Below are 13,610 nucleotides of genomic sequence, written 5' to 3' on the forward strand. Positions count from 1 at the left end.
AAGTGGAGAGCTGCAGTGTTTACAGCTCTCACTAGGTACCGATTTAAAGCAGTTTCCCTTTTTTGATAATTAGGCTTGTCGTACTGCCTGCAGCTGGCATTAGGCCTTCACGTTGCGCCGGCTGACCACCGCCGACCCACAGCGAAAGCGTGCCGGGAACTATGGCGCGCTGACCTTGGTCGTCGACACTGCTCAGACTTTCGTCGTCGAGTTTAAAGCTGACGCTCTGGGTTTTTCCTTTAGCAATATTAATTCTCTGAAAGCCGATTAGCGTGCGTAGCGGCGCGCTTTTAATATCGCTGCGTGTTGCATAGACCTGCACAACTTCATCGGCATCCATAGCGCCGCTGTTGGTTACATCTACCGATAGACTGAGTGCTTTGCCTGGCTGCCACTGCTTTGATGACAACTTGGCAGCGCCATAATGAAATTGACTGTAAGACAAACCGTAGCCAAAAGGATAGAGCGCTTCGCCTTTGAAATATTTGTAGGTGCGATTGGCCATGGAGTAGTCGTTAAAGTCGGGCAGCTGATCGACTGATTTATAAAATGTTACCGGCAGTCGTCCCGCGGGGCTGAAGTCGCCGGCCAAGAGTGATGCGAGTGCCTCGCCGCCTTGGCCGCCGGGATACCAACTTTCGATGATGGCAGTAGCAGCCGTATCATCTTCATTGATGGATAGCGCGCTGCCATTCATCAATACCAGTACCACAGGTTTGCCGGTGGCATAAAGGCGTTTTAGCAATTCACGCTGGGCGCGCGGCAGGGCAAGATCGGTGCGATCGCCGCCGGTAAAGCCGGGTGAGGGTATTGGCATTTCCTCACCTTCTAATTGCGCGGTGAGGCCACCGATAAATACTACTGCATCCGCATTTTTTGCCGCTGTTACCGCCCGCTCTTGTGCGGCGTTTGAGGGCAGACTCCAGACTAATTGCTCATCGCCTTGTTCACCGCGCTGAAAGGCTTCAATGGTTAAGCGATAAGTTTTGCCGGCGATCATATCTTGCGTGCCGCTGACAATTGCCGGACGCCAATCCACATTCCAAGCATCTATTACCAACTTATCGTCAAGCCAAATACGATAGCCGCCATCGGCAAGATAGCGCAGGCTGAAGCTGCCGGATTCTGGTGCTTTGATATAGCCGCTCCAGCGAACGGCGCCACTGGCGACTTCACCGCGCCAATGAAGTTTGGCATTGCTATCAACTCGCTGTGTGCGGGGTTTGGCTTTAAGATTTTTATCGGCAAAGTATTCGGCATTTAAACCCGGCTTGCGGCATTTTTTATCGCGGCAGAGCACTGTATCGGGCACCGGCGTTTGCACCGGAACCAGCAAGCCTGTGCCGGCTTCATAGTGAATATTGGCCGCGCCGAAACGCGCTTGCAGACCTTTAAGCGCAGTGACTGGCTGTGAGGGGGAGCCGTTGTAATTGCCCACCAGCGCTTCAAGGCTGTCGGCATTAGGGCCTATAACAGCAAGCTTATGTTCACCGGCTTTGAGAGGTAAGAAACCCTGCTCATTTTTTAATAACACCATGGATTCCGCGGCGATTTTGCGCGCTAGTTGGCGGTGAGTATCAGTGTCATTATCGCTCGCGGTAATTTTAGGGAATACCTGAGTGCGTGGATCAAATTGGCCGAGACGCATGCGCGCGGTAAATAGGCGCACCAGTGAGGTGTCAATTTGCGCTTCGCTGATTATTCCTTTTTTAAGCGCGCTAAGGATATTGTTGGCTTCGCTGGCTTCGCTGGCATCGCCGCAAATTAAATCCATGCCGCTTTCAAATGCAGCTTTAATACCCGCTTCGGGTGTGGTGCTGTAACCGTGGTTGGTCGCGTGATAAATATCAAACACTGCGCCGCAATCGGAAACTACATAGCCCTTAAAGCCCCATTTGTTGCGCAAGTTTTCTTGCAGTAACTCTTTATGAGCGCAGGCGGGAACGCCATCTACAGCGTTGTAGGCACACATGACGGACTGTGCATCGCCGCGAGTGACTGTGGCGCGAAATGCCGGCAAGTAGGTTTCTTCTAAATCTTTAGCGCTGGGATTTACATTGTCACTGTGGCGAGTTGCTTCGGGGCCGCTGTGCACTGCATAGTGTTTGGGAGTTGCAATGGTTTTTAAATAGCGCGGATCATCGCCTTGCAGGCCTTTGACAAAGGCAACGCCAAGTTGAGATGTTAAATAAGGATCTTCTCCGTAGGTTTCCTGACCGCGGCCCCAGCGCGGGTCGCGAAAAATATTGATGTTGGGCGACCAGACACTTAAGCCGGCGAACCAGTCGGAGCCGCCGAAACGATGCAAATGAGAATAGTGCTTAGCGCGAAACTCGGTGCTGATGACATCGGCGACCTGGTGTATGAGTTGTTCATTCCAAGCGGCAGCCATGCCTATGGTTTGGGGAAATACGGTGGCATCGCCCGCTGCTGCAACGCCGTGCAAGCCTTCGTTCCACCAGTTAAATTCCCGTACACCCAGACGCGGAATTGCAGGTGCATCATTGATTAGCTGCGGAACTTTTTCTTCGCGTGTCATATGCGCGACTAGATCTTGGGCGCGTGTTTCAAAGTCAAGTGAGGTGTCTTGATAGCGCGGGGTTGGCGCTGGCGGCTGGGCCTGCACGACGCTGGAAAGCAGCAGTGCCAGTATTAGATTATGGCAGCTTATTAATGACTTTTTAAAGTGCAAGGATGCTTGCATTGGCGACTGTTGTGTTTTTTTATTCGTGACCTTAAACATAACTTATTCCATTCTTATCATTAGATTGTCGGCAAAAAACGATGCGAGTAACGGCATAGGCAGACAAAAAATACACCTCGCAAGCTAAGAGCTTGCGAGGTGATTGATTGTTTTCGGTAGGGTTAAATTCCTAATTTTCGTTGCGGTAAAGCCAGTGGTTATAAATGGAAAACATCGTTTAAAAAATTAATCATATCGGTCACGGCTGGTTCGGATAATTCTTTAAAACAACCGTTGTTATAGTCGTTGCAGCCGCTATCCAAAAAGCCATGCTTTTTGCCAGGGTGAATTTTAAATTGCACGGATTGGCCAAGGCTTTGCAGTTGCTCGACATAATGCTTTGCCGACTCGGGTGTTGTTAAACCATCCAGCGCGCCCACATGGACAAACTGCGGTGGCAATTTATATTTTTTGGTATTAGGGAGGTAGTGATTGGGCGATACCGCCTCGTAGTAATCCAGATTGTCGGTGAGATTGATCTTGTCACCAAACATGCCGCGCGGCTGAACATTGGCATATTTCCAGAAGGGATTTTTTTCAGTTTCAAAATTGTTTTTGGCTACATCGACCATGCTGAAGCCAGCGTAGCTTAAAATAACTGCTTGGAGTTTCAGTCCATCTTTTTTCGCGACTTGCTCTGCTGTTTTTCCCTTGGGCAAATAAGTGGGCTTAAACTTCAGCGGCTTTTGGGTAAAGCCATGGCTGCCGAGGTTGCGGCCGCCAAGTGCAACCATGGCGGCTAAGTGTCCGCCGGCGCTATCGCCAGTCACCGCCACTTTTTTCGGGTCGCCGCCATAGCGTTTAATGTTGTCTTTTACCCATAGCACCGCGCCCATACCATCTTCCACTATGTCTTCTACTGTTGTGGTGTTGTTGACGTCAGATAAGAGACGGTAGTTAGCGTTTACGGTAATGACATCGGTGCGGCTGGCAATGCTGTTAGCCAAGTCAGTCATGATTGATTTGTTGTTAAGCAGCCAGCCACCGCCATGAAAAATAACCAGCACGGGTTTGTTTTTTGTTTTGGTGTCGGGGACGGCAATATCCAGAGTCAGGTCAAAACCCTTGGGGCTAGCCCAAAGAATATCCTTAAAGTGCTTAATGTTGTGATCGGCAAAGGCTGATGAGCACAGAAAAGTGACAAGCGAAATGATGGTGAGCTTCAGGGTTGATTGGCGCATTTATTATCCTCATTGGAGTTGGCATCTAAATTATTGTTGTTGGCTGCTGTTGTGTTATTGGACCTTGGCCATTTTATTTTGCGGGCCGTGGTTCTGTAGCTGGACAGAGTGCCAGCTGATAGTCAGTATTACTATAAGATAAATTAATAGCAAGTCCTTGTGCTGGTGCGGGCTCGCCTGCATCAGTTGGAAATATTTGGATGAGCCTGCTCTTGACAAGTGGGAGCCCAAAAATCACGGTGGAGTAGATGGTGTTGTAGATGGTGTTACCAGCGTGGAAATGGCATATTCCAAAGTTCGAGTTCACTGTCCGGTATAAATAATGATATAGAGAAGGTGCACCTATTTGGATGGGTATAGCTTTGCCAGCTTTCTAAAAGGTTTGGCTCAGCACCCCTTTATAGAGGGTAATTAAAACCACGTTCTAAGAGCATAGATATTTACTTTCATTTAATTGCTGAAGGTGATCCATGACTGAAGTTGGCATTATCGCGATGAATTACATTTTAGTCATTAAAGTAGCGTAGACTCGGGACGACTCGGGCTTTTGGCGTTGAGGTCAGAGAGTCCAACGCATATTTCGACTAAAGGGCATTATTATGAAAACTATCCATTTGTTGGTTGCTGTGATCGGCATGAGCACACTTGTAGCTTGTTCAAAAAAAGAACCTGAAACCCTAACTGAGTCGATGAAAGCAACGGCTTCAATTGCGGCTCAAGAAATTTCCTCTGCTGCTTCAGCAATGAAGGAGTCTATGGGTGAAATGAAAGACGATACAGTTGATGCCATGCATGACGCGGGCGATGCTATCAGTGAAGGCGCAGAAGATGCGAGCGAAGCAGTGAAGAAAGCCGCTAAAGAAGCTAAAGAAGAACTAGAAGAAGCAGCTGAATAAATAGTTTGCTGACAAATTAAAGCCCCCGCAGATGTACTATTCTACGGGGGCTTTTTCTTTTAATCTTGGCGAGGTGTTAGCTATTTCATGTGACCAAGATTTTTTTGCACGACCTGCAAAATAGGCTTAAATACTTTTGGTGATCCACAGACTATGTGGCCAGTTTCAAAAAAGTCGCTACCGCCATTAAAATCGCTGACAAGTCCACCGGCTTCTTTAACGAGTAATATTCCCGCCGCTATATCCCACTTATTTAAATTCATTTCCCAAAACGCATCGAAACGGCCTGCTGCTATATAGGCTAAATCCAACGCGGCAGACCCGCAGCGGCGTATGCCGGCGGTTTGACCGGCAATTTCTTGTACGCAGGCGAGGTAGGGGACGATATTTTCTAAGGCGTAGCCGCTAAACGGAAATCCTGTGCCTATAAGTGCACCATCGAGATTACGGCGTGTTGAAACGCGAATGCGGCGATCGTTAAGCATGGCACCGCGGCCACGGCTGGCGGTAAATTCTTCGCGATTGATGGGGTCGATAATTACAGCATGTTCGAGTTGGCCTTTATAGACACAGGCAATCGAAATTGAAAAGTGGGGGAGGCCGTGAATGAAATTGGTGGTGCCATCGAGTGGATCTATGATCCATTGATAGTCGGGGTTTGAGCCCGGAAGTGAGCCGCCTTCTTCGCCCAGGATGCTGTGATCCGGATAGGCTTTGCGCAGATGATAAATGATTTCTTTTTCAGCGGCTTTGTCTACTTCAGTGACAAAGTCGTTGCGACTTTTGGTTTCGATTGTGAGTAGATCAATGCGCTCGAATGCGCGTTCAATCAATTCGGCTGCCTTGCGCCCTGCGCGCAGAGCAATAGTCAACATGGGTTCCATAAAGCACCAATTCTCAAAGTGAATATCAAAGTCGGTATATCAATGTGATTCCAGCAAGCCGGATGCACATGAAGAAGGAGGTCGGGATTGTAAAAGAGCATGGCCGCAGATGGTCAAAAACACATCTCTCGCCGAGGGCGCGGAGTATACAGGCGCTCGCGCTCGCTGCCAATCGGTAATGATGCGATTTGACCAGTGCGCGACTAGTGAGTGAGGGCGGGTGACTGTATACTGCGCCTCTTTTTTGTCTCGGCGCGACCTAAACACTATGGTTTACGCGTGAGCGCACTATTGGAATTCTGCTTATGACCACTAATCCTCTGGCGAATATTCGCATCGTTTTGGTGAACACCACCCACCCCGGCAATATTGGCGGCGCGGCGCGGGCGATGAAAAACATGGGGCTATCTCGTCTTTATCTCGTTGATCCCAAAGAGTTTCCCTCCGATAAGGCTGTTTGGCGCTCCGCCGGAGCAACCGATGTACTGGATGATGCCATCGTTGTTGAAACTTTGGATGATGCCATTGCGGGCTGCTCGCTCGTGGTGGGTACCAGTGCGCGGGAGCGCCGTATTCCTTGGCCGTTGCTGGATCCGCGTCAATGTGGAGAAAGTGTTTTTAATGAAGCTGGCCAGCATGAGGTGGCGATTGTATTCGGGCGCGAAGATCGCGGCTTGACTAATGAGGAACTGCACAAGTGCAACTTTCACGTCCATATTCCCGCTAATCCTGACTATAGCTCGCTCAATTTGGCGACGGCAGTGCAGGTTATTAGTTACGAAGTGCGTATGGCGTATTTGCAGGCAACTGAGGGCAACACTCTACCAGGGCACCAATGGGATATGCCGCCTGCTGATGCTAAGTCCTTAGAAAGCTATTACGAGCACCTAGAGAAAACGCTGGTGGAGTTGGATTTCATGGATCGCGACAATCCCAAGCAGACCATGACGCGCTTGCGTCGCCTCTACAATCGCGTACGTATGGATCAGATGGAAGTGAATATTTTGCGTGGCGTCTTAACTGCCATGCAGAATTACGTCTATTACAGCGGCAAGGTGCTGGCTAAATTTGGCGTTGCATCGGGTGTTGATGCCTTGCGTGCGGAAGCCTTGGCGGATAAATCTACAGCGCCAACCCCAAGAACAGAAGCCGAACGCGCTGCGGCTGCTGATGCAAAAGTACAGGATTAGGTGTTGGATTAGCGCTTTAGGGGCAGGTATTTGGGTTGAAAAGCGTCTCGTTCGTGTCTAGTTGTTGGAAAAAGTCGAATACTTGAGTAAAATACTCGGGATTAGCTTAGGCTAGTAGCTGGTTCTCTCTTAGCTAGATGTACAGCTGCCTTTATTCTCTCAATATTTACTCTGGATATTTGCTATGAGGCTCACCACCAAAGGACGCTACGCCGTAACGGCGATGTTGGATCTCGCGCTACATAGCGAGCAGGGCCCCGTCAGCTTGGCGGACATTTCATTGCGCCAGGGTATCTCGCTCTCTTATCTTGAACAGCTTTTTGCGCGCTTGCGTCAGTCACAGCTAGTACAAAGCGTGCGCGGCCCAGGTGGCGGTTATCGCTTGTTGGGCGATACGGCGACCATTTCAGTGGCGCAGGTGGTGGATGCAGTGAGTGAGTCTTTAGACGCCACTCGCTGTGAAGGCAAGGGTAATTGCCATGATGGTGAGGTCTGCTTAACCCATCATTTATGGGAGGATTTGAGCTCTCAAATACATCATTTTTTAAGTGGGATTAGCCTTGCCGATTTAGTTGCGCGAGGTGATATTCGTGCGGTGAGCCAGCGGCAGAGCCAGCGTATCAGTGCTCATCAGGGCTCAGATCAACATATTTCTGTCAGTGAAATTCTTTAATTTTCAATTTGTTATCCATAGTTTTAAAAGGTGTTTCTTACGTTGCTTAAGCCTGTGTATCTTGATTATGCCGCCACTACGCCCGTGGCACCGCAAGTTGCGGCAGTTATGGCTGAGTGTTTGACCCTAGAGGGTAACTTTGCCAATCCCGCATCGCGCTCCCATGTTTATGGCTGGCAGGCCGAAGAAGCCGTAGAGACAGCGCGCGATCAGATCGCCGAATTGATTAACGCGGATGCGCGCGAAGTGGTTTGGACCAGCGGCGCCACTGAGGCAAATAATTTGGCGTTAAAAGGCGCCGCTGAGCACTATCGAGCGCAGCATCCTAAAGGTGGTCATATCATTGTCTCTGCGATTGAGCATAAGGCAGTGCTTGACCCAGCGACTTGGTTAGAGGCACAGGGCTTCAGTGTCACCCGCTTAGCGCCTTCAGTCGATGGTATTGTCAGCGCTGCAAGCCTAACTGCGGCGCTGCGGGGCGACACTTTTCTCGTTAGCTTGATGTTGGTAAACAATGAGTTGGGTTGTATAAACCCAGTTGCAGAATTTGCAAATATCTGCAAAACCCACAGATGTTTGTTGCACGTGGATGCAGCTCAGGCTGCCGGTAAAATTCCAGTGGATGTTAAAGCCCTCGGGGCGGATTTGTTGTCGCTATCGGCCCACAAGTTTTACGGCCCTAAGGGTGTTGGTGCGCTTTATGTGCGGCGTGCGCCTGAGGTCAATATCGCTGCGCAATTGCATGGCGGTGGTCATGAGCGCGGTATGCGTTCGGGCACTCTCGCGACCCATCAATGTGTGGGAATGGGTTTGGCGGCGCAGCTTGCTGCAACTGAGCTAGAGCAGGATGCGGTGCGTATTGCTACCTTGCGTGACCAGCTTTGGCAGGGCCTTGCGGATTTACCAGGCATTAAACGCAATGGTTCTGCGACATCCTGTGTAAGTGGAATTATAAATGTAGCGTTTAGCGGTTGCGATGGGGAGATGCTCTTGTTGTCGCTGCGCGATCTGGCGTTATCGAGTGGGTCTGCTTGCAACTCAGCAACTCTCTCGCCGAGTTATGTGCTCAAGGCTATAGGCCTGAGCAATGAGGATGCGCAAGCATCTTTACGTTTCAGTTTGGGGCGCTATAGCAGCGCTGCCGAGATCGAATTTGCTATTGATCAAGTACGCACATTGGTCACTAAGCTACACAAGTCATAAGCCGAGGTTAGCCATGACTGAACAAGTTGAACATCTAATTAAGAAAGAATATGCCGCTGGTTTTCATACGACCATTGATACTGAAACTTTGCCGCCTGGCTTAAATGAAGATGTTATTCGTTTTATTTCTGCCAAGAAAAATGAGCCAGAGTGGCTGCTTGAGTGGCGGTTGAAGGCCTATGCCGCTTGGCTGGAAATGGATGAGCCGGAATGGGCTCATGTGAAATACGAAGATATCGACTTTCAGGCTGTGTCTTATTATTCCGCACCTAAATCTATGGCGGATAAGCCGCAAAGTTTGGATGAAGTTGATCCCGAGTTGCTGCGCACTTACGAGAAGCTTGGTATCCCTCTGCACGAGCAAGCGGCGCTTGCAGGTGTTGCTATGGACGTAGTCTTTGACTCCGTGTCGGTAGTCACTACCTTTCGTGAAAAGCTCATGGAGGCAGGTGTCATTTTCTGCTCTATCAGTGAAGCTGTGCATAAATACCCTGAGCTGGTAAAAAAATACCTCGGCTCTGTGGTGCCGCAAAAAGACAACTACTATGCCGCACTGAATTCGGCCGTCTTTTCGGATGGCTCATTTGTTTACATTCCCAAGGGTGTGCGCTGCCCTATGGAACTGTCGACTTACTTCCGTATTAATGAACAAAATACTGGCCAATTTGAGCGCACCTTGATTGTGGCAGATGAAGGTTCGCATGTTAGCTACCTTGAAGGTTGCACCGCGCCCATGCGCGATGAAAACCAATTGCATGCGGCTGTAGTGGAATTAGTCTGCTGCGATAATGCAGAAATTAAATATTCTACGGTGCAAAACTGGTACCCCGGCAATGAAGAAGGCAAGGGCGGTATCTACAATTTCGTGACCAAGCGTGGCGTGTGCCATACCAATGCCAAAATCTCGTGGACGCAAGTAGAAACGGGTTCTGCCGTTACGTGGAAATATCCCAGCTGTATTTTGCGCGGCGACAACTCTGTGGGTGAATTCTATTCGGTGGCCTTAACCAATAATTATCAGCAGGCCGATACCGGCACGAAGATGATTCACATTGGTAAAAATACTCGTTCGACAATTATTTCTAAAGGGATTTCAGCGGGTAAAAGCTCCAATGCTTATCGCGGCTTGGTACGCATGAACCCAGGGGCTGAAGGTGCGCGCAACTACACCCAGTGTGATTCGCTGTTAATTGGCGACAAATGTGGCGCTCACACATTTCCGTATATCGAAAGTAAAAACCCCAGTGCTGTAATTGAGCATGAAGCTACCACTTCAAAGGTGAGTGATGATCAATTGTTTTTATGCAAACAGCGCGGTTTAGATGCGGAGAAAGCCGTGTCTATGATTGTTAATGGTTTCTGTCGCGAAGTATTTAAAGAGCTACCTATGGAGTTTGCGGTGGAGGCGGGGAAATTGCTGGAAGTGAGTCTCGAGGGTTCGGTGGGTTAAGTCCCGCGCCCTTTTTGCCAATTCGCATTAGATCAACATTATTGGATTAAAGAATTTTATGTTACGCATTACTGATTTGTTCGCCAAGGTTGAAGAAAAAGACATACTAAAAGGCTTAAGTTTGACGATTAAGCCGGGTGAGATTCACGCCATTATGGGCCCTAATGGCGCCGGTAAAAGTACTTTGGGTAATGTCCTGTCTGGCCGTGATGGCTATGAAGTTACTGGTGGTAGTGTGGAGTTTAATGGCAAAAATTTATTCGATTTAGAAATTGAAGAGCGTGCGCGTGAAGGCTTATTTTTAGCGTTTCAATATCCAGTAGAAATTCCTGGTGTGAGCAACATGGAGTTTCTCAAGGCCTCGGTTGATGCCAAGCGCAAACATCGCGGTGAGCCGGATGTTTCGGCAGTCGATTTTATGAAAATGGCGCGCGAGGCGAGCAAAAAAGTTAGCCTTGATCAAGCTTTTTTAAAACGCGGTGTTAATGAAGGCTTCTCTGGCGGCGAAAAAAAGCGCAACGAAATCATGCAAATGATGTTGTTGGAGCCGCAGTTGTGCATTCTCGATGAGACCGACTCAGGTTTAGATATTGATGCATTGCAGGTGGTTGCTAACGGCGTTAACGCCATGCGCTCGCCTGAGCGCAGTTTTATTATTGTGACGCACTATCAGCGCCTATTGGATTACATAGTGCCTGACTATGTGCATGTGCTAGCCAATGGCCGCATCGTAAAAACGGGCGGCAAAGAATTGGCACTGGAGTTAGAAGAGAAGGGTTATGCTTGGCTTGAAGAAGAGGCGGTGTAATTCATGAGTGATTTTCAACAAGCTGCACTGCGCTTGGCGCAACAGCAACAGCCTTTGCCTTGGCTGCAAGATTTTCGCGCGCAAGCGGCGAATGATTGGCAGGCTCAGGCTTGGCCTACGCGTAAAACTGAGCATTGGAAATACACCTCGCTAACGGCGTTGCAAAAAGTGACAACCTTAAGTTGGGTTTCCTCTTTATCGACACAGGATGTGGAGTTTATTGCACTAGATGCCACCCGGTTAGTGTTTGTTGATGGTGTGTTTGATGCCGCGCGTTCGAGTGACTTGCCTGCGGGTGTGGTGCGTTTTTCACAAGCGGATAGCGCACAACAAACTATTATTAAGCGGCACTTAGGGTTGGTCGTGGAAGGTGTGCAGCATCTTTTTGCAACCTTGAATAATACATGGGTGAATGAAGGTGTGTTAGTGCATGTGCCGCGCGCTGAACAATTAGCTAAGCCGATTTATGTGGTGCATATTTCTACCGCTACTGAGCAACCTGCTTCAGTCAATCAGCGTTTGTTGGTAGTGCTTGAAGATTCAGCGCAGGCAGAAGTGATCGAGCATTATGTTTCCAGCAGTGAAGTGCAGAATGGTTTTGTGAATGCGCTGACTGAAGTGGTAGTTGGCGATAACGCCTATCTGCAGCATTATCGCCTGAACCTTGAAGAAGAAAATATTCAACACATAGGTGCTGTGCATGTGAACTTGCAGCGCAGTGCGCGCTTGCGCGGTTTTACTCTCGCACTGGGTAGCCGTTTAAAGCGTATCGACTACCAAATAAATCATCGCGGCGAAGGAGCTGAGCTGGATTTGCAGGGTGTTTATCTGCCGCGCAATAAGCAAATGGTGGATTACCATACCAATGTTTGTCACTGGGTGCCTCATTGCACCAGCAGTGAGGTGTTTCGCGGCATTATTGCCGATTCGGCTCAAGCTATTTTTAACGGGCGTATTTATATTCACCCACAGGCGCAAAAAACGCTGGCTGAGTTGAGCAATAAAAATTTGCTCACGTCTAACAGGGCGGAAGTGAATACCAAGCCTGAGTTGGAAATTTACGCAGATGATGTGAAGTGTGCTCACGGAGCAACCATTAGCCAGTTAAATGCGAGTGCATTATTTTATTTGCAAAGCCGCGGCGTATCGCGTGCTGAGGCCGAAGTTATGATGAGTTTTGGTTTCATCAATGAATTGTTACAGCAGGTTGCTGAGCCAGCGGTGCAAGAATATTTGCTGCCGCGTTTGGCTAAACTCTTTGGTCGCGATCAAACCCTGTTAGAGATGAGTGTATAAGTTATGAGTGTGACCGCGGGTACTATATTTGAAGAATCAAAGCCTGCATCAGTTTTTGATGTGGAGCGTATTCGCGCTGACTTTCCTATCTTGCATCAAGAGGTGAATGGTCAGCCTTTGGTTTATTTGGATAACGCGGCTACCACGCAAAAACCTAATGCTGTAATAGATGCTATCAGCGAATACTATCGCACGGACAACTCCAATGTGCATCGCGGTGCTCATGCCTTAGCAGATCGCGCGACCGTTAAGTTTGAAGCGGCACGTACCAAAACGGCGCAGTTTTTAAACGCACCGGATTCTGCACAAATTATTTGGACGCGCGGCACCACTGAAAGTATTAATTTGGTAGCGGCGTCTTGGGGGCGTAGCAATCTAGTGGCGGGCGACCGTATTTTAGTTTCCGCTATGGAGCATCACTCAAACATAGTGCCCTGGCAGTTAATCGCTCAAGCGACTGGCGCGACAGTTGAAGCGATTCCTGTAGATGCAACTGGCACCTTAGATCTGGCGGCATTTAGTGGCATGTTGGATGCGCGCGTTAAAATGGTAGCGCTAGGGCATGTATCAAATGCTATGGGTACTATCAACCCAATTGAAACTGTAATTGAGCAGGCTCACAGCGTAGGTGCAAAAGTACTAATAGATGGTGCTCAAGCTGTGAGTCATTGGGCGGTAGATATACAAGCACTCGATTGCGATTTCTATGTGTTTTCGGCGCACAAATTATTTGGCCCTACCGGTTTGGGTGTGCTCTATGGTAAGCGTGATTTATTGGAAGCCATGCCGCCTTATCAGGGTGGCGGTGAGATGATTGAAAGTGTAAGTTTTGCGGGAACCACATTTAATCAGCTCCCTTATAAATTTGAAGCGGGTACACCAGATATTGCCGGTGTTATAGGCTTTGGTGCTGCACTGGATTATTTAAGTTCTATTGATCGCGTCGCCGCTGCGGCTCATGAGCAGGCGCTATTGACCTACGCTCAAGAAAAAGCTCGTGCCACTGACGGACTTGAATTGATTGGTACCAGCGCCCATAAAACCGGTGTTATGAGCTTTATGCTCAAGGGCGCACATCCGGCTGATTTGGGTGTCTTATTGGATAAGCAGGGTGTTGCGGTGCGCACCGGTAATCATTGTGCGCAACCGATTATGGAGCAATTTAAAATTCCAGGAACCGTGCGCGCCAGTTTTAGTTTTTACAATACCTTTGTCGAGGTGGATCGCCTGTTTGCGGCGATCGAAAAGGCGAAACAGTTTTTATTGTGATTCTTCACAAGCGTAAC

General features: G+C 48.9%; 10 protein-coding genes and 1 pseudogene. 8 read left to right on the top strand and 3 right to left on the bottom strand.

Features of this window, described 5'->3' with window-relative positions:
* Positions 1–43 precede the first annotated feature (43 nt).
* The gene (locus AC0KUT_RS08995; protein WP_488835250.1) at positions 44–2,743 is read right to left on the bottom strand and encodes a glycoside hydrolase family 3 protein; all 2,700 of its coding nucleotides are present in this window, start codon (positions 2,741–2,743) and stop codon (positions 44–46) included.
* Positions 2,744–2,901: 158 nt separating this feature from the next.
* Complete coding sequence (locus tag AC0KUT_RS09000; RefSeq protein ID WP_488835252.1) at positions 2,902–3,924, bottom strand: alpha/beta hydrolase; 1,023 nt, start codon at positions 3,922–3,924, stop codon at positions 2,902–2,904.
* 599 nt (positions 3,925–4,523) lie between these two features.
* On the opposite strand from AC0KUT_RS09000, the gene AC0KUT_RS09005 reads away from it, so the two are divergent.
* On the top strand, positions 4,524–4,820 hold the full coding sequence (locus AC0KUT_RS09005) for a hypothetical protein (protein ID WP_488835254.1): 297 nt from the start codon (positions 4,524–4,526) through the stop codon (positions 4,818–4,820).
* 80 nt (positions 4,821–4,900) lie between these two features.
* On the opposite strand, the gene AC0KUT_RS09010 is transcribed toward AC0KUT_RS09005, so the two are convergent.
* Entirely contained in the window at positions 4,901–5,704 is an 804-nt protein-coding gene (locus AC0KUT_RS09010) for an inositol monophosphatase family protein (RefSeq protein WP_488835256.1), read from the bottom strand.
* Between the two features lie 305 nt (positions 5,705–6,009).
* Here AC0KUT_RS09010 and trmJ point away from each other — a divergent pair, with 305 nt between their 5' ends.
* The 7 genes and pseudogenes from trmJ to AC0KUT_RS09045 all read left to right on the top strand — a co-directional run bounded on the left by trmJ (position 6,010) and on the right by AC0KUT_RS09045 (position 13,593).
* Positions 6,010–6,894, top strand: a complete 885-nt coding sequence (gene trmJ, locus AC0KUT_RS09015; RefSeq protein WP_488835258.1) for a tRNA (cytosine(32)/uridine(32)-2'-O)-methyltransferase TrmJ — start codon at positions 6,010–6,012, stop codon at positions 6,892–6,894.
* A 184-nt stretch (positions 6,895–7,078) separates the two neighbouring features.
* Positions 7,079–7,567 carry a Fe-S cluster assembly transcriptional regulator IscR gene (gene iscR / locus AC0KUT_RS09020; RefSeq protein ID WP_488835260.1) on the top strand — a complete coding sequence of 163 codons (489 nt, stop codon included), beginning with the start codon at positions 7,079–7,081 and terminating at the stop codon, positions 7,565–7,567.
* Positions 7,568–7,597: 30 nt separating this feature from the next.
* Entirely contained in the window at positions 7,598–8,770 is a 1,173-nt protein-coding gene (locus AC0KUT_RS09025) for an aminotransferase class V-fold PLP-dependent enzyme (protein ID WP_488835261.1), read from the top strand.
* Positions 8,771–8,783: 13 nt separating this feature from the next.
* Positions 8,784–10,220 carry a Fe-S cluster assembly protein SufB gene (sufB, locus tag AC0KUT_RS09030; RefSeq protein ID WP_488835263.1) on the top strand — a complete coding sequence of 479 codons (1,437 nt, stop codon included), beginning with the start codon at positions 8,784–8,786 and terminating at the stop codon, positions 10,218–10,220.
* A 118-nt stretch (positions 10,221–10,338) separates the two neighbouring features.
* Positions 10,339–11,028: pseudogene (gene sufC / locus AC0KUT_RS09035) on the top strand (Fe-S cluster assembly ATPase SufC); the annotation flags it as partial.
* 3 nt (positions 11,029–11,031) lie between these two features.
* Complete coding sequence (sufD, locus tag AC0KUT_RS09040) at positions 11,032–12,324, top strand: Fe-S cluster assembly protein SufD (protein ID WP_488835265.1); 1,293 nt, start codon at positions 11,032–11,034, stop codon at positions 12,322–12,324.
* Between the two features lie 3 nt (positions 12,325–12,327).
* Positions 12,328–13,593: an aminotransferase class V-fold PLP-dependent enzyme gene (locus tag AC0KUT_RS09045; protein WP_488835266.1), complete on the top strand. Its 1,266-nt coding sequence runs from the start codon at positions 12,328–12,330 to the stop codon at positions 13,591–13,593.
* Positions 13,594–13,610 lie beyond the last annotated feature (17 nt).

The organism is Cellvibrio sp. 25HG11W-0 (assembly GCF_057815475.1).

What these genes read in the sequence shown, in the direction of transcription:
- AC0KUT_RS08995 (WP_488835250.1), bottom strand. Translation starts at nt 2,743, where the DNA reads ATGTTTAAGGTCACGAATAAAAAAACACAACAGTCGCCAATGCAAGCA.
- AC0KUT_RS09000 (WP_488835252.1), bottom strand. Translation starts at nt 3,924, where the DNA reads ATGCGCCAATCAACCCTGAAGCTCACCATCATTTCGCTTGTCACTTTT.
- AC0KUT_RS09005 (WP_488835254.1), top strand. Translation starts at nt 4,524, where the DNA reads ATGAAAACTATCCATTTGTTGGTTGCTGTGATCGGCATGAGCACACTT.
- AC0KUT_RS09010 (WP_488835256.1), bottom strand. Translation starts at nt 5,704, where the DNA reads ATGGAACCCATGTTGACTATTGCTCTGCGCGCAGGGCGCAAGGCAGCC.
- trmJ (WP_488835258.1), top strand. Translation starts at nt 6,010, where the DNA reads ATGACCACTAATCCTCTGGCGAATATTCGCATCGTTTTGGTGAACACC.
- iscR (WP_488835260.1), top strand. Translation starts at nt 7,079, where the DNA reads ATGAGGCTCACCACCAAAGGACGCTACGCCGTAACGGCGATGTTGGAT.
- sufB (WP_488835263.1), top strand. Translation starts at nt 8,784, where the DNA reads ATGACTGAACAAGTTGAACATCTAATTAAGAAAGAATATGCCGCTGGT.
- sufD (WP_488835265.1), top strand. Translation starts at nt 11,032, where the DNA reads ATGAGTGATTTTCAACAAGCTGCACTGCGCTTGGCGCAACAGCAACAG.
- AC0KUT_RS09045 (WP_488835266.1), top strand. Translation starts at nt 12,328, where the DNA reads ATGAGTGTGACCGCGGGTACTATATTTGAAGAATCAAAGCCTGCATCA.